Source organism: Paenibacillus sp. UNC451MF, from assembly GCF_000686845.1.
In the GTDB taxonomy this organism is placed as follows: Bacteria; Bacillota; Bacilli; order Paenibacillales; family NBRC-103111; genus Paenibacillus_S.
This window is the reverse complement of record NZ_KK366024.1, coordinates 196,392-220,991: the sequence shown is the minus strand read 5'-3', so window position 1 is coordinate 220,991 and position 24,600 is coordinate 196,392. Positions and strand designations below refer to the sequence as shown.

At 41.9% G+C, this 24,600-nt stretch carries 24 protein-coding genes and 1 riboswitch; of the genes, 7 read left to right on the top strand and 17 right to left on the bottom strand.

Annotation, left to right across the window (positions count from 1 at the left end; all coding sequences use genetic code 11):
- Nucleotides 1–165: 165 nt before the first annotated feature.
- Together BP97_RS0132010 and BP97_RS0132005 are read right to left on the bottom strand one after the other, a co-directional pair.
- A complete protein-coding gene (locus BP97_RS0132010) occupies nucleotides 166–1,116 on the bottom strand; it encodes a Gfo/Idh/MocA family protein (RefSeq protein ID WP_028552723.1) in 951 nt (316 codons plus the stop codon).
- Between the two features lie 18 nt (nucleotides 1,117–1,134).
- Entirely contained in the window at nucleotides 1,135–2,880 is a 1,746-nt protein-coding gene (locus BP97_RS0132005; RefSeq protein ID WP_028552722.1) for a sensor histidine kinase, read from the bottom strand.
- A 239-nt stretch (nucleotides 2,881–3,119) separates the two neighbouring features.
- Between BP97_RS0132005 and BP97_RS0132000 the strand changes: the two genes are divergently transcribed.
- Nucleotides 3,120–4,187, top strand: a complete 1,068-nt coding sequence (locus tag BP97_RS0132000) for a chymotrypsin family serine protease (RefSeq protein ID WP_036746917.1) — start codon at nucleotides 3,120–3,122, stop codon at nucleotides 4,185–4,187.
- 76 nt (nucleotides 4,188–4,263) lie between these two features.
- On the opposite strand, the gene BP97_RS0131995 is transcribed toward BP97_RS0132000, so the two are convergent.
- Nucleotides 4,264–4,602: a hypothetical protein gene (locus tag BP97_RS0131995; protein ID WP_028552720.1), complete on the bottom strand. Its 339-nt coding sequence runs from the start codon at nucleotides 4,600–4,602 to the stop codon at nucleotides 4,264–4,266.
- 286 nt (nucleotides 4,603–4,888) lie between these two features.
- Nucleotides 4,889–5,995, bottom strand: a complete 1,107-nt coding sequence (locus tag BP97_RS0131990; RefSeq protein WP_028552719.1) for an N-acetylmuramoyl-L-alanine amidase family protein — start codon at nucleotides 5,993–5,995, stop codon at nucleotides 4,889–4,891.
- Nucleotides 5,996–6,190: 195 nt separating this feature from the next.
- Here BP97_RS0131990 and BP97_RS0131985 point away from each other — a divergent pair, with 195 nt between their 5' ends.
- Nucleotides 6,191–6,544, top strand: coding sequence for a DMT family transporter (locus tag BP97_RS0131985; RefSeq protein WP_028552718.1), 354 nt, complete (start codon nucleotides 6,191–6,193; stop codon nucleotides 6,542–6,544).
- A 4-nt stretch (nucleotides 6,545–6,548) separates the two neighbouring features.
- On the top strand, nucleotides 6,549–6,866 hold the full coding sequence (locus BP97_RS0131980) for a DMT family transporter (protein ID WP_028552717.1): 318 nt from the start codon (nucleotides 6,549–6,551) through the stop codon (nucleotides 6,864–6,866).
- Nucleotides 6,867–6,982: 116 nt separating this feature from the next.
- On the opposite strand, the gene BP97_RS0131975 is transcribed toward BP97_RS0131980, so the two are convergent.
- The 5 genes from BP97_RS0131975 to BP97_RS0131950 form a co-directional block, all read right to left on the bottom strand.
- On the bottom strand, nucleotides 6,983–7,372 hold the full coding sequence (locus BP97_RS0131975) for a hypothetical protein (RefSeq protein ID WP_028552716.1): 390 nt from the start codon (nucleotides 7,370–7,372) through the stop codon (nucleotides 6,983–6,985).
- A 347-nt stretch (nucleotides 7,373–7,719) separates the two neighbouring features.
- Nucleotides 7,720–8,304, bottom strand: coding sequence for a hypothetical protein (locus tag BP97_RS0131970; protein ID WP_028552715.1), 585 nt, complete (start codon nucleotides 8,302–8,304; stop codon nucleotides 7,720–7,722).
- A 108-nt stretch (nucleotides 8,305–8,412) separates the two neighbouring features.
- On the bottom strand, nucleotides 8,413–9,186 hold the full coding sequence (locus BP97_RS0131965; protein ID WP_028552714.1) for an RNA ligase family protein: 774 nt from the start codon (nucleotides 9,184–9,186) through the stop codon (nucleotides 8,413–8,415).
- Nucleotides 9,187–9,237: 51 nt separating this feature from the next.
- Nucleotides 9,238–9,867, bottom strand: a complete 630-nt coding sequence (locus tag BP97_RS0131960; RefSeq protein WP_028552713.1) for an immunity protein Imm33 domain-containing protein — start codon at nucleotides 9,865–9,867, stop codon at nucleotides 9,238–9,240.
- Between the two features lie 196 nt (nucleotides 9,868–10,063).
- Nucleotides 10,064–10,261, bottom strand: a complete 198-nt coding sequence (locus BP97_RS0131950) for a DUF4177 domain-containing protein (protein WP_028552711.1) — start codon at nucleotides 10,259–10,261, stop codon at nucleotides 10,064–10,066.
- Between the two features lie 334 nt (nucleotides 10,262–10,595).
- Here BP97_RS0131950 and BP97_RS39280 point away from each other — a divergent pair, with 334 nt between their 5' ends.
- Nucleotides 10,596–12,221 (top strand): S-layer homology domain-containing protein, encoded by a 1,626-nt coding sequence (locus BP97_RS39280; RefSeq protein WP_028552710.1) that lies wholly within the window; start codon nucleotides 10,596–10,598, stop codon nucleotides 12,219–12,221.
- A gap of 85 nt (nucleotides 12,222–12,306) precedes the next feature.
- On the opposite strand, the gene BP97_RS0131940 is transcribed toward BP97_RS39280, so the two are convergent.
- The 5 genes from BP97_RS0131940 to BP97_RS38205 all read right to left on the bottom strand — a co-directional run bounded on the left by BP97_RS0131940 (nucleotide 12,307) and on the right by BP97_RS38205 (nucleotide 18,202).
- Complete coding sequence (locus BP97_RS0131940) at nucleotides 12,307–12,570, bottom strand: hypothetical protein (protein ID WP_028552709.1); 264 nt, start codon at nucleotides 12,568–12,570, stop codon at nucleotides 12,307–12,309.
- 90 nt (nucleotides 12,571–12,660) lie between these two features.
- Nucleotides 12,661–13,185, bottom strand: a complete 525-nt coding sequence (pyrE, locus tag BP97_RS0131935) for an orotate phosphoribosyltransferase (protein ID WP_028552708.1) — start codon at nucleotides 13,183–13,185, stop codon at nucleotides 12,661–12,663.
- Between the two features lie 113 nt (nucleotides 13,186–13,298).
- Nucleotides 13,299–14,927 carry a PucR family transcriptional regulator gene (locus BP97_RS0131930; protein WP_028552707.1) on the bottom strand — a complete coding sequence of 543 codons (1,629 nt, stop codon included), beginning with the start codon at nucleotides 14,925–14,927 and terminating at the stop codon, nucleotides 13,299–13,301.
- 128 nt (nucleotides 14,928–15,055) lie between these two features.
- Nucleotides 15,056–16,747: a M3 family oligoendopeptidase gene (locus BP97_RS0131925; protein WP_028552706.1), complete on the bottom strand. Its 1,692-nt coding sequence runs from the start codon at nucleotides 16,745–16,747 to the stop codon at nucleotides 15,056–15,058.
- A 27-nt stretch (nucleotides 16,748–16,774) separates the two neighbouring features.
- Complete coding sequence (locus BP97_RS38205; RefSeq protein ID WP_036746915.1) at nucleotides 16,775–18,202, bottom strand: serine hydrolase domain-containing protein; 1,428 nt, start codon at nucleotides 18,200–18,202, stop codon at nucleotides 16,775–16,777.
- Between the two features lie 413 nt (nucleotides 18,203–18,615).
- Here BP97_RS38205 and BP97_RS0131915 point away from each other — a divergent pair, with 413 nt between their 5' ends.
- Complete coding sequence (locus tag BP97_RS0131915; RefSeq protein WP_442952405.1) at nucleotides 18,616–19,101, top strand: phage lytic cycle repressor MrpR family protein; 486 nt, start codon at nucleotides 18,616–18,618, stop codon at nucleotides 19,099–19,101.
- 114 nt (nucleotides 19,102–19,215) lie between these two features.
- Nucleotides 19,216–20,043 (top strand): helix-turn-helix domain-containing protein, encoded by an 828-nt coding sequence (locus tag BP97_RS0131910; RefSeq protein WP_028552704.1) that lies wholly within the window; start codon nucleotides 19,216–19,218, stop codon nucleotides 20,041–20,043.
- Between the two features lie 32 nt (nucleotides 20,044–20,075).
- Here the strand turns inward: BP97_RS0131910 and tenA are convergent, their stop codons facing one another.
- From tenA to BP97_RS0131895, 3 genes are all read right to left on the bottom strand, one after another.
- Entirely contained in the window at nucleotides 20,076–20,747 is a 672-nt protein-coding gene (gene tenA, locus BP97_RS0131905; RefSeq protein WP_028552703.1) for a thiaminase II, read from the bottom strand.
- Between the two features lie 19 nt (nucleotides 20,748–20,766).
- Complete coding sequence (locus BP97_RS0131900; protein ID WP_028552702.1) at nucleotides 20,767–22,041, bottom strand: acetylornithine deacetylase; 1,275 nt, start codon at nucleotides 22,039–22,041, stop codon at nucleotides 20,767–20,769.
- Between the two features lie 80 nt (nucleotides 22,042–22,121).
- A riboswitch (TPP riboswitch) is annotated at nucleotides 22,122–22,224 on the bottom strand.
- A 50-nt stretch (nucleotides 22,225–22,274) separates the two neighbouring features.
- Nucleotides 22,275–23,183: an ATP-dependent DNA ligase gene (locus BP97_RS0131895; protein ID WP_231506528.1), complete on the bottom strand. Its 909-nt coding sequence runs from the start codon at nucleotides 23,181–23,183 to the stop codon at nucleotides 22,275–22,277.
- A gap of 138 nt (nucleotides 23,184–23,321) precedes the next feature.
- Between BP97_RS0131895 and BP97_RS38200 the strand changes: the two genes are divergently transcribed.
- The gene (locus tag BP97_RS38200) at nucleotides 23,322–24,200 is read left to right on the top strand and encodes a serine/threonine protein kinase (protein WP_051621094.1); all 879 of its coding nucleotides are present in this window, start codon (nucleotides 23,322–23,324) and stop codon (nucleotides 24,198–24,200) included.
- The last annotated feature ends 400 nt before the right edge of the window (nucleotides 24,201–24,600 follow it).

The following is a 24,600-nucleotide window of genomic DNA, read 5'->3' as shown; positions in this document are numbered from 1 at the left end:
TACCATAATATACCATATTTTATCAACGAGAAAAGACTACTCCTCTGCTCCTATACGATCAGATTATATGACCCGCTCCCTAACTATCTAACAAAAAAAGAACTGTGCTAATGAGCACAGTTCTGTGAGAAACCCGAGTCTACCGGAGTTTTCACTCCAAATCCTCTACATACTTTTAATCAATAAATCAATCACCTGCATATTCCGGTGCGTTTCCTCCAGCCCAATCAACGGTTGACGATTATTCAGAATTGCATCGGCAAAATCAGATACCTCTAATGTGTAACGGTCCGATTCTTGAGTCTGTACTTGACGGATACCCTCCGTTGTTATAACTCGAATAGAGCCCTCTGTTCCAAGGAACGTATCCGGTACTTCAATTCGTCCTTTTGTACCGACAATCTCAGAGTTCATTTGATTGAATGCATTAAATCCACAGCTAATGCTGGCAATAGCTCCGTTAGAATACTTTAATAGTGCTGAGAACATCACATCGACTCCATTTTCCTTAACACACTCTGAAACGCACGATTCAGGAACCTGGTTCATAATCATCCCTACAAAATTTACCGGGTAGGAACCGACATCATATAAGGAACCGCCGCCGAGCTCTGGCTGAACTTTGATAGTATTAGGCCGGTCCAGTAGGAAACGGAAGGTGGATTGAATATAGCGAACCTCTCCGATTTCTCCGCTCTCCACAATAGCTTTGACTTTCTTCGTTCTATCCGTGTATCTATACATGAAAGCTTCCATAAGTAAAACGCCGTTCTTTTCTGCAATACGGATCATCTCTTCACACTCAGATGCATTTAGAGCGATAGGCTTCTCACACAATACGTGCTTGCCTTTCTCCATAGCTTTTATTGCCCATTCCTTATGCAGTGAATTTGGTAGCGGAACGTACACCGCTTGGATTTCAGGATCATCCAACAACTCATCATATTGCGAGTACAAATGAGGACATTGGAAAAGCTCCCTGCATTCCTGTTGTTTTTCTTGGCTCCCGGTAGCTACGGCATATAGTGTACTATTGTCCGATTTTATAATAGCTGGTATAACGGAGTTTTTGGCAATACGGGCATAACCTAGCACACCCCATTTGATTGTTTGCATGGTTCAGTAACCTCCTGTTTATAGGGTCGAGCTCAAAGGTATCGAAATGAGGAACTCAGTAAAACTCTCCTCGCTTTTTAATTGAATCGAACCTTTATATCGGATCAACAGCTGTTTCACGATATGAAGACCTAAGCCGGAATTTTTACCGGTTACTTTCGAGGAGTAGCCCGATTCAAAGATTTGACCGCGAATTTCAAGCGGAATGACATGACCTGTATTGCGTACTAAAAAATGAAGCTGGTTGTTAACGATTGTCCCTCTCACGGTAACAGTACGGTTCCCAGCTTCCAAATCCAATGTAGCGTCAAAAGCATTATCAATTAAATTGCTTAGCATCTTCACAACATCGGTTGACTTGATCGGACTCGTCTTTAACAGCTCCATATGTTCAAAATCGTATTCAAACTGGATGTGCAAGGATTCAGCTTGAGCGTACTTGGCCTGGATTAGCGCGATAAGCGCAGGATCCTTAAGATTGACCAGCTCGTTAACTACCCTAATTTCACCGACCAAGGTATTCGTGTACTTTTTCAATTCATCATAGTTCTTGAGTGCCAGAAATCCATGAATGGTTTGTATATGATTGATAAAATCATGCCGCTGCTCCCGCACCGATTGAAATAAAGTTTCAATGTTCCCTACATATGCTTCTTGAACATCTTGAAGGGCACGCTCCTTATTTCTTTTGAAAATCCATAGGATAGTACCCATAATGGCCAATACCAGTAAAGTACAAACACTCATAAACCATATTATTTGCATTAGGTGTCGATGAAGAATGTTATTAATTTCCGTATAGTCGGAAGTAATAGCTATCAAAGGTGGCGAGCTGAAAGCATTGTACTTTAAATAAGAATTATGTATTGGGGTGAAGCTTTTCATCACGGATTTCCCGTTAGATTCGGTAACATAATAAATGGTTGTATCCTTAGTCAAAGCCAATTGTGCGTACTGCTTCTCATGAGGATCCCGATAATCATAAGACCCAAAATATATTTCCCTCGCGGAGAACCAGTTACTTGGTGTTGGAAAATTTTCAGGCAGCGTATGTTCAAGGAGCTTATCCGTATTCAAAACCGATACTTCCAATGCTGTGTGAGGATTATCCTTCATTAATCGACGAATCGTATCTTCGATCCCTATGGCCTGCTGATATTTACGAAAGTTAGTATCATGGACAAACGGATTAATAATATAGTTCGTAGTACCGTCGTAGTAATATCCCCACTTATTAATATCGGTTTGACTTGTCGTAGCGGTATCTCTCGGGCCGCTCCAATAGTTAGCAAGCGATTGTCCTATACCCACATCAACAGGCTGTCGAGCAAACAGTTGCTTGAACGCTGTAAAATAATGATCCCAACCTTTAGAGCTTACATTGAGATCTTTGGGATCTGATGATTTTGTCCCGACGATATCATCTTCGGTTTGAGTAAAAAGAGTAATCTCATCGACACCAATACTCTTTTTCAACTCGACTAAGTCCTGATTATCGATATTATTAATATCCGGGTTAATGCTCTTCTTGATAGCTATAGCAGCCATCCGAAGATTTTCACCGATCATGTCCTCCACAAACTGCTCACCTGCAGCGGTTTGTTCCATATTGGTTTTAATACTGTTATATAAGATTGCCATTTTTTCTTTTTGATTATCTTCTAGCAACGTTTTATAGTGCTGATAATAGGAAGTGTTAAGTAATATCAAGATGATAATGAACACTAAGGATGTTTTTAAAGGAATATTTTTATAAAATCTCATTTTCGTTGGACCACCCCGCTCAAACTCAACCTTTATTATAGCAAGAAAACAATACAAATGTAAGATTTTGTCGAATTAAATCTTTTTTGAGGCTGAACAGCCGAATCCCCCTGCTTTTGACTGACCGGACATCCATTATGATTATAAATCTGACCTTGAACTAACCTACATAGAGGTAAATGACACAAGCACTTTCTCCAAAGCGATAATACACTATCGTATTCTAGGAGAAATAGGTGATGAATTTGGCTACATTTGCTGAAGCTTACGCCATGAAGGAGCGAATGGCACCGTCCATCTTGAAGCACTCCAAAGTTCAAGGTATTGGTGTAGGCTATCACGATCCCCAGCGTCCAAAAAAGGGAGCCGCCGTCATTATTTATGCCGATGCGTTATCTGCAGTGGCTCTTGGGATCGCTTCAACCGTTTCCATAAGTGTTAAAGGCAAGTCGGTAAACGTTCCGATACGTGTGGTAAAGACAGGGAAAATTCGTTCCCACGCTAACTATCGGGGGCGTATTCGTCCGGTGCCTGCTGGCTATAGTATCGGTACGTCAGCAGGATCAGGCACAGTAGGCTTGATCGCCACCAATTTCCCAGGTGCAAATCAACGCTACATCTTCAGTAATACTCACGTTCTAACCAACCCGCTGAATACTAATGTGCGTGCTGAAACATTGCAACCGGGAGGAGCTGATAATGGACGTCCTCGTGTGGACCGGGTCGGATTTCTATCACGTTACGCTTTATTAAGGCGCAATGCTACTAATTTTATTGATGCCGCTTTATCGTTACCTGTCCGTAACAGTATATTAAATCCTCGTTATGCTACCGTCGGCGTTGTTCCAGGTCATGTAACATCCTATAGAGTTGGGGATCGATTCAAGAAGGTGGGTCGCACCACAGGATTGCGATTCGGAAGAGTAGATTCGGTTAATACTGACGTTCAAGTCGATTATGGTGGTAATCTGGGAGTGATCACGTTCCGCAATCAATCCGTTATCATCGGCACCAGTCCAGTATCTTTACCTGGGGATTCAGGCTCAGTATGGCTTAGACGAGACAATAATTTTGCTTCCGCCGTGAATTATGCAGGTACTGCAGATGGGTTAACCTCCATAGCCTTTCCAGTGGATTGGTTTATGAGAAGATTCAGGACACGCGTAGCTCGTCCAAGCGGAGCAGGAATAGTAAGAAACGTAAATACCAACGGGAATCCAGCTTTTGCCCGTCGATTGACGGCAAGAGAGCTTGCTTCTATCAGAGTCATTCAGGTAAGGAGCAGCAGTACCATAACCAAACGATAGTTTTACTAAGTAAAAAACCCGGTACTTTTCAAGTACCGGGTTACATTTACGTTTTTATATCGTGTTTGAGTGAAACTTAGCGAGTTTTGGTGATCAGGTACGGAGTAACGAATCTATTAACGTTCGTAGGGTTCTCAATGATCAAAATCCAAACCGTATCTGTGGAAGGAAAGCTGTCTGTTGGCCAAGCAGAAGCGAAGCCAGTAATGGTCCAGCCGGCATTAATGACTACTCTTCCAGTACCTGCAGTGAAACGAATTGTCAGAAAGCTGTTTGCAGGAATGAGTCGAGCGCCAAATACCGTACGGCGGAAACCATTGCCAAGGTTTTGAGTAGCACGGGCATTATTAGGATTAAGAACGATTTTTCTACCAACTGCTTTCTTACTAATCGTTGCTTTCACTTGTTTCTTCATTTTGTTACCTCCTTTATATTGATACCTCATTCTATGCGGTCGCTAGTTTCAGAGATTGGACGAACTTGCTAGTCTCTTTCATCAAATGAGATTCTGATATATTTAGGTGAATTCATTGTTATAAAAACTAAAAAGATCTGCACCCCTCCTCAGTTTAGGGGCAGATCTTCATAGGTAAGCTTGTTTAGGTAGTTTGTTTTCGGGAATAGCAATGAGTAATTTAGAAAAGTATGCTCGTAAAAAGGCTGCCGCCTAAGCAGCAACCTCTTATTAATTGCATTATTTCCTATCCACTAAAATAATCCCTTAACCCATTCACTATCGCTTCTGCTGCTTTAATTTGATAGCTATCGCTTCTTACTAGCGCTTCATCCTTGGCATTGGATAAAAAACCGAGCTCAACGAGAACGGAAGGTCTCGCATTTTCTCTAAGCACATGATAATTGCCATACGAAATTCCATTGCTCTTCAGTCCCAACGAGCGATTCAGCTGGGATTCGATTTTTCTGGCTAACGGCATGTCCTTGGAATTCGAATAAAAAAAAGTTAATGTCCCGCTATTCGCTTTCGGTGACGAATTGTAGTGGATGCTGACAAAGGCGTCTGCCCGCTTCTGTTCACTTATCGCAACCCTCGCTGACAGATTCGGATTCTCTTTATCACTAGATCTCGTTAGTGTTACTTGTGCGCCTGCCTGCCGAAGTTGATTCACTAAATATTGGGACGTCGATAAATTCAGAGTTTTTTCATTAGAGCCGTACTTCTTCCCTTGAGTTCCGGTATCACTACCGCCATGCCCAGGGTCTACGACAATTACTTTTCCTTTTAATCCTTTAGATGTTGAGGATGTGCTCACAGAGTCGTTGTTTTGTGCCCCTACATATTTCCCAAGCACCCAGCCTGTTTCTCCTTTAGTCGTTCGAACCTGGACCCAGTCTTCCTTACTATCCAGTACTGCAAGCGATGCACCTGAGGACAGGATGCTTACGATGTCATGTTGAGTTCCCGGGCCTTTGCGCATATGCAGCGAATCTGCTAAAACCGTAGAACTTCGAGTAACCGTCGTTTCTTTATTATTCGAGCTTGTTAGTACTGGCTTGTCCGACTTTTCCGCAGTGAGCATTTGCAAATATTGACCTGCTACCCAACCCGTCGTGCTTCCGGCTTTGATTTTGATCCATCCGTATTTCTGCTCCGAAGTGACCACAACCGTATTCTGCTTCAAAGATCCGACAATGGATGATTGAACCTCCGGCTTACTGCGAACGTTGAGAGAAGAAGCCACTACGATAGCGTTTGGACTTATTGCGGCTTCGACGTTCATAGATGGAAAGCTTGTGATTCCAATAATAAGAATAGAAACGATGGCTTTCTTGAATGGCTGTAGTTTCATTGGAAATACCTCATTCATTAGATTGCTTGTCGCTTTATGTACTAATATATCAGGTAAATATGCCCATTAATAGAGTACTTTTTCTTAATTTGTCGAGTGTCCGCAAAAAAAATTTGAAATAGAACCGTTCAGACAGTATTGTAGTACATACAGATTAACTCGAGATGATCAGGCAGAAAGGAGCATAACAAAATAATGGCATGGATTTATGTAGTATTAGGGGGATTAATGGATGTAGGTTGGGCAACGGGACTAAAATATACACATAGTTTTACAGAACTGATTCCATCAGTGTTAACCATACTATGTATTGTAGTTAGCTTCTATTTGTTCACCAAATCAGTTTCCCAGCTTCCTATTGGGACAGCGTATGCGGTTTTCACCGGAATTGGAGCGGCTGGTACGGTTATCGTGGGAATGCTGTTTTTGGGTGAGCCGCGAGACGGGTTGAGAATATTTTTTATCATTGTGCTTCTAGCGGGGCTTTTGGGACTCAAGATGAGTGTATCGGAGACGGATAAACCTAAGAGCGAACATGAAAGGAATTGATTGAATGTCTTGGATATACTTGCTCTTAGCTGGCGTCATGGAAATTATCGGCGTCATATTGATAAAAAAATCAGAAGGCTTCCGCAGATTGTACTGGACTTTAGCCTGTATCCCTTCTATGGGGTTAAGCTTATATTTCTTGTCCAAGGCATTAGTACATATCCCTATTGGAACTGCATACAGCATCTGGACAGGAATCGGGGCAGCCGGAGCAGCACTAGTCGGTATATGGCTTTATCAAGAATCAAGAGCGCCTAAACGTCTCTTTTTTATCGGATTAGTCATTGTCGGAGTGATCGGATTAAAGCTTACAGGGGCTTAATTGGAGTCGTAATTTTAGGAAAAGAGCAGCTTAGGCTGTTTCTTTTCATTACCTTTTTTAAAATAAGGCTATATGTATAGCATTCATATTGTTCTTTTCTCTATGAAATCTCAATTTCATTCATCCATATATTCACTGAGGCATTTCTCAATGAAATCTTTGTATATAGGTAATTCTTGCAGCAGCCAAAATTTCCCCAAGTTAGACGATTTATAGTGAGCATTTGGATTATTGGCAAGTTGAATCGCCCAACTAAGAACTCCCTCTGCATTATCGTAACCTAAAAAGTAAACTGGCTCTATTGCTTTCTTTAACAATGGCTCAATTAGGTTGGGTTTGTATTTAGCAATTGACGAAAGAAAAGAAAAGTATCCTTCTGCGGCAGTAATGCAATTATAACTAGGAAGCCAACCAATAAAATTATCCACAATAGCATCATCAACCAAAGAAGAATCACCTTCTTCAATTCCTCGTTGAATAAGTTCCATTTCTCTATATGTTGTCATGGAATACTCTCCTAATAAAACTTCGATTTCATCTAGTCTCTTTTCTTATTCTCTTTAAAGACCATGAGCTTGCTATCAGAATCTCAATCCATTGAATCAAACATTGAATGAAGCTCATCAGTTGTCATATCTGGAAGTGATTTCTCAAGTTCTTGGCGATAGAAGTCTTCATAATTTCTAATAGTATGAAATCCAAAACTGCCTTAATGAGAATTTAATAGTTATAAACGGGACTATCATAGCTATCATTAATGTAGGAAGACCTGCTACAATCATCTTAATAAGATTATCACTTGAGAGAATTCCGAATATAAACACTATTATTAATCTCCCAACAAAAGTACATTTTATTTGTAATAATCAATCCATTTCCCTGAGTATATTGAAAAATGATCAATTACTAAATCTTCCTTATCTTTGAAATCTAATTCTGTAAAACCTCTAATCTCTTTCATTGTTTCACTATGATCTATTTTTCTTTTCAGAAGGCCGTTTTCAAACCGTAACTCGATAACATATTGAAAATGATGTGTCCAATCATAACCATTAAATAAATAGCCCTGACCTACTAACTCATCACATAGAATAATTCCTCCTGAATACTCTATAGGTAAGTCCACCTCATTATACTCCCAGAAAACTCCATTATTATTCTTTCCAGAAACACCGTTCAAGTTAGGAGGATTGTTAACCGAGCAGCCCAAATTAACAAAGAAAGACTTGAGAAGTAGTTGTTGGTCATCAACTTCATACAAACAATAGAAACCTCTGTGACTAGCTGTAAAACTATCAATTGGATGAAAACCAAATCTTTCAGGAATAAACGGCCACTCATTCTCAATTGCTGCGAGTTCATAGTGATTTTTCTTGATATATTTATTATCATTATTCTCGAAGTTATATCTAAAATAATCGGGTATCTGGTCAGTCATAAATTACCTCATTCTTTAAATGTATCTTTGACCTACCTCTTCAGGATGGCATATGAAGTCTCCCAGTAAATGAAATATATGTTCTAATGAAATGGTTGTTTCATTACTTTATTTCCTTAAGGTTCTTTCATAATCTTCAAAACGTATTTTTCTAATCTGCTTCCTGTCAGAAGTGCGAACAATAATTCCTTCAGACTTCCCACTCGCATCGATTCCTACTTTTGTACTCTCAAACTGCTTTAAAAAGGAAAATGTATTCTCTAGAGAAGTTGGAAAATCCGAAGCTTTGATCGTCTCTAAGAGTGGAGCAAATTCTAATTCCATTTTGTCAATAAATTTCTTTTTCTCAGTTTCATCATAAAAAGGTTGATTACCATGGTCTCGCCACTCGGCAATTTTCTCTTGTGGTAACTCAAGGAGCCTGACCAACTCATCCTGATCTAAAGAGAACACATCAAATACACGATAACCTTGAGTCTTACTATCCGTATAGTTCTTAGCAGCTTTTGTCTTCCCCCCATAAGATTCTTGATAAATTACTGTTAACGCCCAATCTTCTTTGGAAATGATGTCAGCAATTATTCTTTCAGCTAGTGGCTTAAGGAACTCTGCAATGTTACCGTAAGGATTTCCAATCCTATCCCCCTTTGCATACAGTAATTCTTCTCTGGAACCAATTAGATAATCGATTTCATTGTGATTATTTTTAAAGAATATAATTCTTGAATTTTCACCATCTACTTTTTCGTAAACAAAAACTTCGGAATCAGAAAATCCTTTTGACTCGGATAATTCATTAGTTAAGCGACCTTTTTCACCTAATTCATGATAAGTAAGGATACTTGGATATTTCGTTAGTGAATTAATTTTCTTCAAGTCCATCAGTTTTTCATCTCCCATTAAAATTATCTTTTTTATGCATTTATAAAATTTTTATTCATGAATACTAAAATCATAATTTTCAATTTTGAGTAACTTTTTCGAATCTGTATCTCTCTCATAGGCACATGGTATGGTATCACTAAGAAACTCTAAAATTGAATCATCTATATTTAGCATCTTTCCTACTGAAATGAATTGAAAATTATTAGAATCAGAATTAAAATCATCTTGTTCATGTCCACTGAAGAAGACCCATCCTAAGTCGCTCTCATTATCTGGTTCAAATCTCAACATGAAGTTGAACTCATTCCTTAATAATACGTCATTACTCACTGTTACCTTATTATCAAAGTAATAGGCCATCTCTTTTGAATATGGTTCATCTAATTGGGTGTTGCAAATATGTATGGATTTAAAAGTAATGCTGTCTCCATGCTGTAAAGATTTAAGATAAAAAGGCTGATTCGCTAACTTGCCGCGGAAGTCTAATTCAGTTCGTTCAATAATTTCTACCCACATTCTTTCTCCTTCATAACCATTTTCTAAGGGCACATCAGACAGAAAAATTAACTTAACCAAATCCCCTGCTTTAAGTTGTTCTATAATGTGCTCACTTGGAAGATAAAAAGTGTAGGGTGCTTCTCTATGAAGTTCAATCACATTATCAAGTTTCCATGTCATAATAGATCATTCTCTCCTCTATATATAAACTTCAGCAACATATTTATCTGGTAGTCTCTTTCTCATATAATCCCAGAACGATTCTTCATCAAAGTCCTCTGATCTGTTGACTAGTAACTCTGGCAGATTGTGAAATACATCAGCGATATTGTTTATCTCAGCCATGTTCCTATTCCTCATGAGTTTGACATTGGCTTTATTTCTTTCGTTTAAATACACAGATGACTTCCTTTGAAGAGCCTTGGTGCTGGCTAGTATCGAAACAAGAAATTAATTCCCATCCTTGTGCACCCATTGTGTTAAGTTCTCCATCAAATTCATTTAAATCCAATTTGCCGCCTGTGAAGAAACCTTTTGTAAAGAACTTAATAGTTTTATATTCCCACTGTTCCATTTAGTCATCATCCCTTCTTCCATATCACAAAACTGATTTTTTATTATCTCTTGAATATCTTATTAGTAAATAATTTTGAACAATAAAAAATAGCTGATGCTACTAAACCAAGTTTTAGCACAAATTCTTGAGAGAGAATCCTTAAACATCTCTCTCGATTGTTTATCAATCTTTACAAAATAATGATACGATATGATTCAAGTTCTCCTCCTTCACTTACATCAATTCTATATTTTACCACACACCAAAAGAGTTGGCATTTGATCGAAACTAATAGTATCATTTAAACTAGTAGATAATCTTTTTACTATTCTTATTGGAGGAATCACCTTATATGAAAAAGAGCTTAACCTTGATTACCACTGCTGCTGTGGCTCTCACTATGCTATCTTCGACGGCAATGGCAAATACAACGAAAACCACTTCCGATTATAAAGATCTAACTAACGTGGAAGCAGGACTCAAAACAAAATTAGATACACTACTGGCCAAAGGTATTTTTGAAGGCGTCTCGGAGGACAGCTTCGGCATTTCCCAAAACATGACCAGAGCTCAATTCGCAAAAGTAGCCTCTCTTGTGTTCGGATTAAAAGTAGATGCAACCATTCAAACCTCCAGCTTCACAGATGTTCATTCAGATGATCCCGCTAATGGCTGGGCTATCCCTTATATCGAAGCCGCTAAGAAGGCAGGACTCATCGATGGAATGACAGATACAACCTTCGCTCCTGGTGAGAATGTGACGGTTGGGCAATTGGATACCGTTTTCCTCAAAGGCTTGGGCAAAACCGTCAATACAACAGGTACTCCATGGTTCGCAGATGCAGTAAATCAAGCCAAAGATGCTAATATCCATCCGGCAGATAAAGCCGGGGATGCTGTTGCAACTCGTGCAGACCTTGTTGTAGGTGCCTATGGCTCACTCCCTACTTCACCATCAGTAGAGAATAAGCAAGTTTCCATAGCTTCTGTTCAAGCATCAGGAGATCAAGTGGTTAAAGTCACACTCGACAAAGCAGTAGATACCTCGAAAGCGACTTTAACTCTTAGTAAAGAGGGATCTGTTATTTCAACAAACACCACATGGTCAACAGATAACAATTCTGCTACATTGACATTAACGGGTGATGTAAAAATGACGAACGGTAGTTATACCGTCACGCTGGGCGGTCTGGACAGCTCCTCCGTTAAGACAGCAACGGGTACCTTTACCGCAGGTACTTCTTCGACAACAAGTAATTACACTTACTTTACTCCCGAATCCTATGAATTAACTAGTGTCATAGATAGTGGATTGACGAATTCAGCAACAGGAACTAACGGTTCTGCTACGAAGGCCGATGCAGAAGACCCTACTTTGAGCAAGTTCGCTAAAGAAGTGGAAATTACCGTGACCAATTCCTCTGGTGAGGAAGTATCAACACCTGGGCTTATTCAAACTATAACTTCATCCAATCCGAACGTTGTCAAAGTTGCGGTGTCATCCGATCACAAGGGATATATTCTTGGAGACAAAGTCGGAACAGCTACGATATCTGTAACTTATACGACGATTAGCGGAGATGTTAAGCAAATATCCATTCCTGTGAACGTCAAGAATGAAGCTTTTACTGCACAATCAGTAGAAGCTCGAGATACTTCAATTACTGCCTACGCAACTGTTACGAACGGAGTTTATAGCAGTCAATTCAACGCATTTGAGGAAATGGATTTGAAGGTTACCGATAACTATGGAACGGAATATGAACAGAACGAAATTGCTAAATACAATTTTGCATTGAATACTTACTTCATCACTGAAGATATTTCCGGAGATCCAGCGAACGGACCTGTAGGCACTGTAGCAATCGATAAGTCCGGTAACGTACAAATCACAGGCAACGTAACCAAATTCACATTAATATTCTCCTCATTCAACGACAAACGCGCTTATGCAGATGTAACCGTACGGAAGCAATAACGAATTGTTAACAACACTAAAGCCCTTGGCTATAAGCCAGGGCTTTTTTTCACATTATTCAAGATGTGCTTGTGTACTTGCTTAATCAGGCACCTTGCTTTACTGTCATTGGATGATCATCAGGAATTTCAAAGCTATTTTGATTTTTAATTAGATCAGAAGAGCAATCGATATAGAGGGGATAGACGGGCACTTTATCCTGATTTACTGCCGCTATAGGCGGCTTGCTCTCTTTTTTCGTGAACAACTCGAGAATTTCCTTATTTTTTCTCACGATATCGATACATAGAATCAACATAATGCCTATTAATCCAGCAGCTACAGCATACACTCCATACAGCTCCGGCATCCCCATCAGTCCTCCTATGAATCTATTTGCTCTTATTCTATCAGCAATCTATTAAAAATACGCTCGAATCCCGTTGTCACTAAATGACTATTATTGTTGCGGTATGGAATGATCCATATGAAAAAGCGACAGCAGTTCCAAATGTTCATTTTCCAGATTGATCCTACCTCGCGGATCTCTCTCGATTACACAAAGAACTGTCTTTAATATTGCCCCATAGCGCGCAAGCTCCCTTGCGCTTTGAATGATTTGCCCTCCCGTCGTGACGATGTCTTCAATAATACAGACCTGTTTCCCTGATATGTCTGCACCCTCGGCTAGTTTGCAGGTTCCATAAGCCTTCGCTTGTTTTCTTACGAATACAGCCGGAATACCTGTTGCTAGTGATAAAGCCGTCGCTATGGGAATAGCGCCCATTTCTATCCCTGCAATGATCTCGGTGTTGCTCGGCACCAGATGCTTAAGATTTTGAGCGATTTCAGACAATAGCCGCGGATCAGATTCGAATTGAAACTTGTCGAAATAATGGTTGGATACTTGACCTGATCTTAACTTGAAACTGCCAGTTAATTGCGCTGCATGGTAAATCGCTTTTTCCAATTCCAGCTTGTTCATTTGATATGAGCCTCCTCATCATTTGTCTTACACTATCAGCCATCATATCGAGAACAAGATCATATGAATATATACAAAAAGACAAAATAAAAAACCGACTTTCGTCGGTTTGGCTATTGCCTCTCAGCCTCCAGCATGAAGTGTATTTTCAGTCCGAGATGGAGCAGCAAACGCTGTTCGGCATTATGAACGCTGTATCCTGTTACTTGTTCGATTTTGTTAAGCCGGTATTTTATTGTATTAATGTGCACGAAGAGATTTTTCGCCGTATCAGTTGTAGATGCATCATTTTCAAAAAAATGCTTCAGTGTGGTCAATAATTCCGCTTCATGAACGGTATCATAAGTTTTAAGCTTGCCTATCGTTTCTGAATGAAAGGCTGCAAGCTCCGCTTGATCCTGTACTGAATTCAACACCCGATAAACACCCAGGTCTTCAAAATGTACAGAGCTGAGGTTCGTCCAAGGTGTTCCCAACTTCAAAGCCTTAACCGCTTCTGAATAGCCTTTATGTATACCTTCAAGCCCTTTATAAAAACGTCCAATCCCTACTTGGATCAAGTCATCGTCAACTTCTTTACTTAACTCATGGCGGATTTTATCCATTTTATTTCTTATTGCCTCTTTATCGGGGTCCGTCGCGTAAGGGAACTCGAAATTATTTACATCGGTCCTGGGTAGAAGCACAACCACCAGCTCTTTGACGTAAGTCACAATCGCATCCGAAGTATCGAAGCAGAACAAGGAATTCAGCTTTAGCAATAATCTGCCTTTACGTTCGGAAGCCCCTTCTTCAGTCGGTATATGAAAGCAGACCACCTGATAGCTTTTTGAAAAATCCCAACCGAACATTTTACCTTTCTCCAGCACTTCAGAGAGATCCAATCGTTTGCTTAAAAGCAGTTCCGTCAAAAAATGATTTTTGTATGTTTGCTCTAGATCCAACTTGGTTTTCTCTTTAAGAAATTCCATTGCAATTAACATCATGGTCCGATCCATGACTTGAAAATCCTGCTCCCTGAACTCCCTTGACGTCTGCCAGCAAGTGACATCTCCCCATAGCTCATCATTTAAAAGCAAAGGAGAAATGATGCAAGGTGTCCACGTATCATTCAGCATACGCATCATTCTAATAGGCCGCTTGGCGACTTTTAATTCATTGTGTTGCACGCGTGAAAGAGGTGTGACTGACATTCCTTTGAACCACTCAAACGCAGATATCTCGGACCCCACTGTAATGAGATTACCCGTCATTTGTTCTACTGCCTCAATTAGGGCTGCAATCCCTTTACCTCCCAGAGCTAGTTCTTTTATCCATTGGAAGAAAGCTTCCAGCTGCTCGCTTCCAGTGTCAGATCTCTTTAGGATAAGCGTCATCAGTGGTGTCATAATATCCAAATAAGCAGTTTCACTTGGTATCTCAATAATCGGAAAACCCAGTCGATTGCCTGCCTCGATAATAGTTAGAGGGATTTCGGACATGTAGGTTTGAGTTTTAATAGCCAGAGCCGTACTCCCTGCCGCAGCTAATTGTGGAACCAGCATGCGAATTGCTTCTTCATCGTCCTTAATAGAATACAGACTGGTCAGAAGCAGTACTTTCCCATTCAGCCATTGAATGACGTCAGGCACTTCCATGACCGTAATGGACTCGATCGTACGGACAAGTCCGCTCTCTCCAGCGACTACTTTACAAGAAGCAAGGCCGCCGAATTGTAATGCTTCGCTTACCGTAACTCCCACTCCAATTCCCCTCATTTTCCCATAGGTTCTCGTTCATTTACTCCCTGTGCAGGAAAAAACACAAGACAAAGCCGCCACGGCAGCTTCATCCTGTGTTTATATGGAATCTCCGTCACATGATCATTGCCTTAGAGCAGCGTATCGTCTATACCGTTAAGCCAAGCTCGGATATCACCAATGATTGGAGCAATGCAGCCCTCCTCGAACGGTGAGCGTAGCCCGGCAAGTTTCACCAGTTGAGTGAACGACTCACTGCCGCCGGCGCGGCACAGCTTCAAGTAGCTGGCCCATGCGGATTCACGGTCATCATTTGCATGCTTCCAATACTGCAAGGAGCAGATCTGTGCAAGCGTATAGTCAATATAGTAGAATGGGCTTTTGAAAATATGCTGCTGCTGATGCCAGAATCCTCCCCGCTCCAAAAACGGCATGTCATCGTATACTCGGCTTGGCACATACTTGCGTTCAATCTCACGCCAAGCTTGCTTTCTTTCTGCTGGGGTCATTCCCGGATTCTCGTAAATGACATGTTGAAACTCATCTACTGCAACTCCATACGGAATGAACGTTATCGCACTTCCCAAGTGGGAGAACTTGTATTTGTCCGTATCCTCCTTGAAGAAGGAATCTACCCAAGGCCAAGCCAGGAACTCCATACTCATCGAGTGAATCTCGCAGGCGTCAAGTGTCGGATGCAAATATTCGGGAACCGCTAAATCTCGGCTCATGTAAGCTTGGAAAGCATGCCCCGCTTCATGTGTCAGTACATCGACATCATGCGAGGTTCCATTAAAGTTGGAAAATATGAAAGGCGCTTTATGCGTCCCGATGTATGTACAGTACCCGCCGACACGCTTACCCGGCTTGCTCTCCAAATCCATCAATCCATTATCCAGCATGAATCTGAAAAATTCATCCGTTTCAGGAGACATTTCAGAGTACATGACTTTTGCTTGCTGTACGATCCATTCTGGATCACCTTTCGGCTTCGGGTTTCCGGTCAAGTACGATAATCCATCATAGTAGCGAAGAGAATCAAGACCAAGACGGATACGCCTGCGCTCGCTCAGCTCCGAAGCTGCCGGAACGATATGCTCCAGTACTTGCTTGCGGAACTCGGCTACTTGCTCAGGACCGTAATCTGTCCGATTCATGCGAGCATAGCCTAATTCGATAAAATTTCGGTAACCCAGCTTCTGTGCTATTTTTGTACGAAGACGCACCAGATGATCATATATATTATCGATTTCCGTTTCATTCGCCTCGAAGAACGAATACCGCGCATCTGTAGCTCTTTTTCGAGTATCTCGATCCGTTGACTGCATGAACGGTGCTAGCTGAGACAGCGTACGCTCCTGTCCGTCAAACTCTATCTTGGCGGAAGCAACCAATTTAACGTATTCACTTGACTTTTTGTTCTCTTCCTTCAGATCTTCTACGATGCTCGGGTTGAACGTTTTTTGAGACAGCTCCGCTGTAGAGAACAGCTGTCTTCCCCATTTAGCTTCCAGCTGAGGGCGGAACTTTGAAGCAGCTAACGATTTGTAGTAATCCGTAATTAAGCCTTGATAGACAGGCGACTGCTCATCTATGTAATCCTGCTCCCCTTTATAAAAAGGGTCCATCGTATTGATGGAATGCCTTATTCTGGCAATTGTAAGCATGGAAGAAACCTCTCTGCGAGCCGCATTGATAGCATCCATAGTCGCATCCTGCTCTTCAAACGATGCAGCAGCATTAAATTCTGCAATCAAATCGGTGAATTGACGGCGAAATTGCTCCATATCCGGGCGTTCGTAGATATAATCTTGAAATTTCATCCTTCGACCTTCCTTCTATTGGTATCGTTATTCCCATCTGGCTTCGAGCTTCATTGGCTCTTCAGGACCATTCGGAAGCCGCAAAAGCTCAACTTGAACGAGATTCTCATCGAATCTGCACGTCACCCTATCTATAAAAGGAGTCGTAACATATCTCCATTCCATTTCAAAGGTATCCGTAGAAAGCCACCTTCCGCTTGCAGCAACATGGGCAGCCGGTCGAGTAATGTTCGTCCTGCCTTCAATCCAATAGTTGATTCCGCAGCGGACTTGATCCTCTCCCTTTTGATTCCAATACGTTGCAACACATTCATTTTCTGCAAACTCAAACATGGCTGTCTTAAAATTCAATTCGTTAGGTTCAAATACAAATCGTTTGCCCGATACTTCGGCCGTCAACGTGACTGGGACTGCCGAGCTCAAAGGCTTGTAAGCAAGAGACCTGCTCATTTGCTGCAGTGATTCGTATGCTTCATCATTAAGAGATGTCGGCTGATTCGAAAAGCCAGGCAGCAAGTGAGTCCATACCAGATCAAGAACAGGCTGAAGCTTCTTCACACCAGAGGTCATCGCAATAACGACATCCTGTTCCGGTATCACGATGCAAAATTGCCCAAAGGCGCCATCTCCCCTATAAGCCCCATGACGACACATCCAAAATTGAAAACCGTACCCTTGCTTCCAATCGCTTTCTTCGTCCACTCCATTTTGTACTTGTAAGGATGTAGCCTCCTCAACCCACACTTCCGACAGCAGCCTAGTCCCGTTCCACACTCCTTTTTGCAAATACAATTGGCCGAAGAGTGCTATGTGCTCCACTGTAATGCTTAGCCCCCAGCCTCCGGTATTGATGCCTTTAGGGCAAGCTTCCCATGTTGCACCTTCAATTCCCAACGGCTGCAACAGCCTTGGCTGCAAGTAATCCAAGAGTCTTTGTCCTGTTACTTTCTGTACTATAGCAGACAGCATGTAGCTCGCACCGCTGTTATATACAAAGTGCGTACCCGGCTCATATACGATCGGGATGTTCAAGAAGGCTTGAACCCAGTCCTTATCGGGAGAATCCCATAGGAGCTTCATCGTATCATGCTCGTGTCCTGTGGACATAGACAATAAATGCCTTACTCGCAGTTTGTTTAAATGCCCGCTCACTTGAAGCTTTTTATCCGGGAAAAAGCTGATAACCGTATCATCTAACGTTAAATACCCTTCCGCAACAGCTAAGCCGATTGCCGTTGATGTAAAGCTCTTACTCAGTGAGAACATCATATGCTTATGCTCAGCTTTATATGGAGCCCAGCTTGCTTCAGCAGCCACTTGACCATGACGCAGCAGCATGAAGCTATGAAGCCCCATTTGAGTGGAATCAGCAGCTTCCAAGAAATCCATCACCGCAGATGGAGAGACTCCAACGGATTCCGGCCTGCTTCTAGGTAAAACATACGCTTGAGACATAGAAATGATTCACTCCTTTGAATCGGATAATGTACTAATTCGAAGCCTATAAGGGAATTCCTTCCTCCTAATCGAAAGGAAAGTTCTTAGATCATAAGGAGATTTTTCAGAGACTTGTCTAGTCAGGAGTTTTGAATTTGTCAGAAAAAGCATGATGTGTATTAAATTTTTCTACATTTGCTAACATGTTCCCACCCTTCCACTGGCACCACAATCTGTCCTTTCAGCACATCGCTTGGATTCTCTGATAAAAGGGTAAGATTTGAGTAATATTACCGGAACTCTTGTCATAAAGTATTTTAGAAGAAAGTCAACATACGACAAAACTTCCTTTTTTACATCGTATAATTAATGTTTCACTTATTGTAAAATATTCCAGAACACTTACTTACGAACTGAAGGGATGATTTGCTATTATTATTTTTGAAAAAATTAATTTTATCGAGTCTCAATGTATCAATCCACAAGATGCGGTCATTATTCGTTTGCTAATGGAAGGCATAGGCACCCACGAAATCGTGTACTTAAAGAAAGACTCTTTGGATGCGGCTAACCGACTGCTGGTCGTTAAGGATTCATATGGATTGAAGAGACAAGTCCCTGTCACTAAAAGATGTGTCGAGCTTTTCCAAAATGCGCTGCAGCAAACCAAATACATTCTTAATAACGGCTACAACCCCAACAAGCAGCTTTCTGTGAATTTACGGGACAGTGATTTTCTTATTAAAGTAAGCATGCAGGATTTTATCGCCAATCAAAGTATGATTACGGATATGGATTCTGTCGTACTACGTACGATTTACATGAGACTGCGCCGTCTGGCTGAATTCTTCTCTACACCGGAGCTTACTCACTTAACAGCTGTGAAACTTGAACATAAGGAAAGAGCATATGCATAATGAGAAAGAGGCTGCTTAAGCCTCTTTTTTCATGCTTTTAACTGTTCAAATTTCTATGAAATTGTATTAAACTAGAAGGGCTCCTGCTGTGTATTAGAGAGGGTGACTGCCGAAATGGAGAACAGAAAAGACTTAATCTATCATTACATCTCGGATTTGCAAATCCATTTATTAAACGGTGGATTTACCCACTGCAAGCCTTCTTGGGGATACGAGAATTTAAAACCGGAATACAACAAAATGTACTACATATGTGATGGCGAGGGCTGGATTCGTATCCAGGATCAAGATGTGTTCCCCGTACCGGGGCAATTCGTATTTATCCCAGCCGGGATTCAACACTCCTTCTCCACGGTTAGCTCCAACACCTATACGAAATATTGGTGTCATTTTACTTCTAACGTCATGTTCTCTCCTTTGTTTCATTATTATGGGCTGCCATATGTTGTTGACACTTCTGAATCAGATGGGATAGTGCAAGCCTTCCAACGAATGGACCAGACCCTACACTGGACAGCACCCGCTTTGTCACTGAGAGTGAAGTCCGCTATTTACGAGATCATATCCTGCTTTATTGATCGCAGTGTTCGTAACGAAATGGAAACGGTTGCACCTGCCTCCGTCTTGAAGCTTCAACGGGTAACGGAATATATCGATCTCCACTTGGACAAGGATATCAAGATTGAGCAGCTGGCGGAAATCATGCATTTCAATACGAATTATTTGTATCATTTTATAAAAACGCATTTAGGAATTACCCCGATGCAGTATATTTATAAAAGAAGGCTTGATAAAGCCAAAGACTTGCTTACAAGCACAGACGACACACTAGCCGATATTGCCGCAATGACAGGCTTCAGCGATGTGTATCACTTCTCCAAATCGTTCAAAAAAAATATGGGCATCTCTCCGAGAGCTTACCGCAATGCCCGATGGAACTAAAAAAAGCCGGGTCATCCGAACCCGGCTTTTGCTCATCCATTAGGCCACAGCTCTTGTCGGTAAGCTGTATCCCAAAATAAATATTCAAAACGCGTGGTGGTAGCAAAGATCTCCTCCAGCCGTGCCAATTCCCTATCCGGTTTACCTTCAGCCAGTTGATCGAATAAATCAATGCACCACTTGGCAAGTGCGCCGAACTCCTCCGAGCTATACATACGAATCCATTCTCCATAATACTCATGATCTGTAGCTCCCGGAATTTGGGCTAACTCCTTACCAATGTCCCAATAGCTCCACATGCAAGGAAGCAGTGCAGCCACGAGCTCAGCCAAAGATCCGTTTTGTGCGGCATGCAGCATGTAATGTGTGTAAGCTAGCGTAATCGGGGACGGTTCCGCTTGCTCCAGCTCCTCCTCGGATATGCCAAATCGGGCAGCGTAGGCCCGGTGTAAAGACATTTCTTCTTGCATCGTTGAATTCAAAAGTGTCGCAAATGTACCCATCGTTTGCAAATCTGTCGCTTTCACAGCACCTAATGCGAACAGCTTCGCATAATCAATTAAGTAAATGTAATCTTGGACCATATAGAACCGGAATTTGTCCAGCTCCAATGTCCCATTGCCCATTTCTTTAACAAATGGATGAGTATGATTGCTTCTCCAAATGGGCTGCAGCTTTTCTAATAAATACTCCGAAAATTTCATCGATAATCCTCCACTTATCTTATTTATGTGTGTGAGTCCACTCATATATAAATGTGAGCATAACTTTCGTAAAATGAACCAATTGCTCAATAGATACCTGCTCATTCACCGCATGAGCATTTCTTAAATCCCCAGGACCATAGATAGCAGCCGGTATACCTGCATCCCCGAACCAACCTCCGTCTGTTACCGTAGGTGACACATCTACGATAGCATGCTGTCGGACAATACTCTCGTGCGCAGAGCTTAATAACCGAACGGCCTCATGAGTCGGATCAACCTCAAGTGAAGGAAATATTTCTCCTCGATCCTCAATCATGGAGGAGCCTCCCCATTCAAACTGAGGGGGATTTTCCCTCAGCCAGGGATCCGCCTGAGCTACCCGATTGAGATGCTCCTCGATTTCCTGGGCTACTCCTTCATAGGTTTCATCCGGATAAAAGTGTACTGTAATCCACAATCGGCACTCATCGGCAATAAAGGCCGCATGTCGACCTCCTTCGATGACGGCAGGGTTGATTGTATTGGTCCCTGGGGCATAGCCTGGGTAGCTTTTCGTTACTGCCCAATGCCTTTCCAGCTCCTGAAGCCCTTGAATGAGCTTCATCATTTTCTCAATCGCACTGGCTCCGAGGAGCCCACCACCCGCATGGATCATGTTCTTTCTGGTAGCATCATGGAACGTTTGCTTGCTCTTGACGGTAATCCAACCGGTTATTACTCCGCCTTGTCCTTGAATATGCAAATCGCTTGTATCAACAACTACAGCAAAGTCAGCGCTATAGCCTCTATTACAGCATTGCAGGGTGCCTGCTTCCCCTACCTCTTCTCCTATGACCGATTGAAACAGCAAATCACCCGGCAGAAGAATGCCTGCTTCGTCAAGCAGCTGAATGGCAAAGAGCGCCCCCGCTAATCCGCCTTTCATATCTGAAGCTCCCCGCCCTACGAGAACTCCGTCTTTAACGAATGGCTCAAACGGATCATTCTCCCAGGCTTCTCCAGCATTTACTTCTGCCACATCTATATGACCGTTAATAATCAGACTTTTGTATTCTCCGGAGGCTTGTCCTTTCCTGACTCCAACTACGTTAGGATCACCCGGGTATACGTCCCACTGATCTATTGCAAAGCCGCGGCTCTCAAGGAAGGAAGCTATGTACTGCTGGGCTTCCGCCGTATTTCTAGCAGGTGGTGCCGGGGTTTTGAAACGTATCAATCGCTCTGCCAATTGAATTAATTCGTCTTGTCTTTCCTCTACCTGTCTAATCAATGTTTCTAACGGCTGACTCATCCGATCCCTCCTACTCGTCATTTACGCAAAAAAACCACTCTGTTGGACAAAGTGGGTTAACGTGCGAGCATAATAAATGCGCTGCAGTACGGCCACTTCCCTTCGCTAGCATTACCTAGATCAGGTATAAGGGTTAAGGCTTCCCGCCTTTCTCAGCAACTTTTTGCACCCCTAGTGAATCCATATTCAATTCTTATTCATAGTAACATAGTCACGGAAGGTTTCTCAATGGCTCAGGATTGCCATATGCAATCCTCCGGTTTTTTATCGAATAGCCATTGCTTAAATAGCGTCGTACGCAGCTGGTGCGTATCCGTTCGTTCCAAATATTGAATTCGACAGCACAGCTTTGGTTGGATCCATTGAGTTCGCTTATCACTTTCGGTATACAGGTCTTTGGCCAACACCTTAAACAACGCTTTATCTTCCGGGCTAAATCCAAATTCCACTACGCCTACCGGCTTGTTTTTCACTGTTCGAAATTGCAAACCAATAACAAGCGCGAACGGATTTGTCCTAAAACCAAGAATAACGGTATCGATAATCTTGAAATGCTTGATCTTGAACCAATCACGGCTCTGCGTATTCGGTATATAGATCGAGTCCTTATGCTTGGCGACGATACCTTCCATATTTCTGTCACGAGTCAGCTGAAATAGTGCATTACCTCGCTCAGGTACATACATAGTAGACATAATCATTTGCGAAGGTATGATCAGCTGTTCCAGAAGCTTCTTGCGTTCCATTAATGGTTCTCGGATATGCTCTCGGTCCGTTAGTAATACATCGAACACAACGAAGGTTACAGGATGTGTGACTCTTGCTTGGCTTATTCTCATCGAACTGCTCAATCGGCCTCGGTAGCTAAAATCGTCAAACACAGGTCTTCCATCTCGCATGACGATGCCTTCACAATCCAAAATTGCTGTATGAGCTTTAATGCAGGAAACAACTTGCTCGAGCTCAGGAAACTTATTCGTTATCTTATTTCCCTGCCTCGTATAGGCCTCGATACGTTCTCCTTGTTTATGAATAAGAATACGCCAACCGTCCCATTTGGGCTCAAATAGAAACCGTTCGTCGTCAAACGGCTCATTCCTTATACTGACTATCATGGGTTGAACCGTTGTAAATACTTGCAACTTCGATCACCTCATACACTCATTCTAACCAAAGCAGCACAAATCGTAACTTTCATGCAGTTTAATGATTTCTTGGCTTATTCCTTTTGTAGCTTTACAATAGGAGTAGCTCTGGGTTTGGAATGAGGTGGGAATGGTATGAACACGATGAACTTCGGTAAACATCTTAAACAAAGATGGAGTAAACTAATTTATTCCGGTCTGCGCTTATGGGATGACCTATCGTTTCGACAGGGCACTGTTATCGCATCACGCTACCAAATACAATCCAAGCTCGGCATGGGCAGCTATGGCGTCGCTTATTTATGCTTGGATATTGCCGCAAACCGTCTTTGTGTTTTGAAGAGGATGAGTCCGCTGCGTGGCGGGCATCCACGTGCCCAACGAATATTTGATCAAGAGACCACTGCACTGGAACAACTGGATCATCCAGGCATACCCGCACTGTATGAGCGATTTCGTATTGGAAGACATCTCTGCTTTACAATGGAGTATTTTGAAGGAATAAGCTTGGATGAACTGTTGTTTCATGAGAACCGCGCCTATACAGAAAAACAGTCACTGCTTATCATTAGGAAACTGCTCCATGTGATTGAACATCTGCATTCCCAAGGAATCATTCACCGGGATATCCGAACGGCTAATGTGATCGTTGACCAAGAGCACATACGTCTTATTGATTTGGGTTTGGCAAGGAAACTGAATGAAGAAGTCTACGATTCGTCTGATCCGTATGATGTGGAAGAGGATGATCCAATGGAGAAAAAGCTGCGCAGACGGGTTCATGTAACGAGTGACTTTTATGCTATCGGACACCTGCTTCTTTTTTTGTTATACAGTACTTATAGCTCAAAGGATGAAAAGCAGGATAGTCAGGAACTTGGCTGGGAACAGGAATTATTCATTCATCCACACACCAAAAAGCTGCTCCGCCAATTGCTGATGGCAGAACAGCCCATAGAACATATTCCGGATATTATTGAACTGATCGACCAAATTACTCCACACCTTGAGTAACTTTATTAGCTGCTGTAGGAGCTAGAAGATCGTTTTTTCTTATAGTGGGTGTGACCGTACTGGTTATGGTTGTCATGTGAACGTCTCTTCTGATAATTATTGTAATCATCACTGCTATGACGCGGGCGGTACTGTGAACCACTGTGTTTATTAAGAAGCTTGCTTAATAGTTTACGCAACATGGCCATTACCTCCTTTGGCAATTAATACGAACTTTCTCTTATTTCGTTCCATAAAATTTAGCTATTCATGCAAAAAACGCCCCCCTCTCGCCGTCTTTCTTTTGAAAGATGGCATTTGAAGTACGTTCAGTTTTCTTCCATTATACAAGGTTTGCAAATTTCTTCTCTCAATAACAAACCTCCCTGTCTAATGAGGCAAGGAGGTTGTTAAACAGTTA

Excerpts from the sequence above, each read along its gene's own strand:
- BP97_RS0132010 (WP_028552723.1), bottom strand. The coding sequence starts at position 1,116 with ATGCAAACAATCAAATGGGGTGTGCTAGGTTATGCCCGTATTGCCAAA.
- BP97_RS0132005 (WP_028552722.1), bottom strand. The coding sequence starts at position 2,880 with ATGAGATTTTATAAAAATATTCCTTTAAAAACATCCTTAGTGTTCATT.
- BP97_RS0132000 (WP_036746917.1), top strand. The coding sequence starts at position 3,120 with ATGAATTTGGCTACATTTGCTGAAGCTTACGCCATGAAGGAGCGAATG.
- BP97_RS0131995 (WP_028552720.1), bottom strand. The coding sequence starts at position 4,602 with ATGAAGAAACAAGTGAAAGCAACGATTAGTAAGAAAGCAGTTGGTAGA.
- BP97_RS0131990 (WP_028552719.1), bottom strand. The coding sequence starts at position 5,995 with ATGAAACTACAGCCATTCAAGAAAGCCATCGTTTCTATTCTTATTATT.
- BP97_RS0131985 (WP_028552718.1), top strand. The coding sequence starts at position 6,191 with ATGGCATGGATTTATGTAGTATTAGGGGGATTAATGGATGTAGGTTGG.
- BP97_RS0131980 (WP_028552717.1), top strand. The coding sequence starts at position 6,549 with ATGTCTTGGATATACTTGCTCTTAGCTGGCGTCATGGAAATTATCGGC.
- BP97_RS0131975 (WP_028552716.1), bottom strand. The coding sequence starts at position 7,372 with ATGACAACATATAGAGAAATGGAACTTATTCAACGAGGAATTGAAGAA.
- BP97_RS0131970 (WP_028552715.1), bottom strand. The coding sequence starts at position 8,304 with ATGACTGACCAGATACCCGATTATTTTAGATATAACTTCGAGAATAAT.
- BP97_RS0131965 (WP_028552714.1), bottom strand. The coding sequence starts at position 9,186 with ATGGACTTGAAGAAAATTAATTCACTAACGAAATATCCAAGTATCCTT.
- BP97_RS0131960 (WP_028552713.1), bottom strand. The coding sequence starts at position 9,867 with ATGACATGGAAACTTGATAATGTGATTGAACTTCATAGAGAAGCACCC.
- BP97_RS0131950 (WP_028552711.1), bottom strand. The coding sequence starts at position 10,261 with ATGGAACAGTGGGAATATAAAACTATTAAGTTCTTTACAAAAGGTTTC.
- BP97_RS39280 (WP_028552710.1), top strand. The coding sequence starts at position 10,596 with ATGAAAAAGAGCTTAACCTTGATTACCACTGCTGCTGTGGCTCTCACT.
- BP97_RS0131940 (WP_028552709.1), bottom strand. The coding sequence starts at position 12,570 with ATGCCGGAGCTGTATGGAGTGTATGCTGTAGCTGCTGGATTAATAGGC.
- pyrE (WP_028552708.1), bottom strand. The coding sequence starts at position 13,185 with ATGAACAAGCTGGAATTGGAAAAAGCGATTTACCATGCAGCGCAATTA.
- BP97_RS0131925 (WP_028552706.1), bottom strand. The coding sequence starts at position 16,747 with ATGAAATTTCAAGATTATATCTACGAACGCCCGGATATGGAGCAATTT.
- BP97_RS38205 (WP_036746915.1), bottom strand. The coding sequence starts at position 18,202 with ATGTCTCAAGCGTATGTTTTACCTAGAAGCAGGCCGGAATCCGTTGGA.
- BP97_RS0131910 (WP_028552704.1), top strand. The coding sequence starts at position 19,216 with ATGGAGAACAGAAAAGACTTAATCTATCATTACATCTCGGATTTGCAA.
- tenA (WP_028552703.1), bottom strand. The coding sequence starts at position 20,747 with ATGAAATTTTCGGAGTATTTATTAGAAAAGCTGCAGCCCATTTGGAGA.
- BP97_RS0131900 (WP_028552702.1), bottom strand. The coding sequence starts at position 22,041 with ATGAGTCAGCCGTTAGAAACATTGATTAGACAGGTAGAGGAAAGACAA.
- BP97_RS38200 (WP_051621094.1), top strand. The coding sequence starts at position 23,322 with ATGAACACGATGAACTTCGGTAAACATCTTAAACAAAGATGGAGTAAA.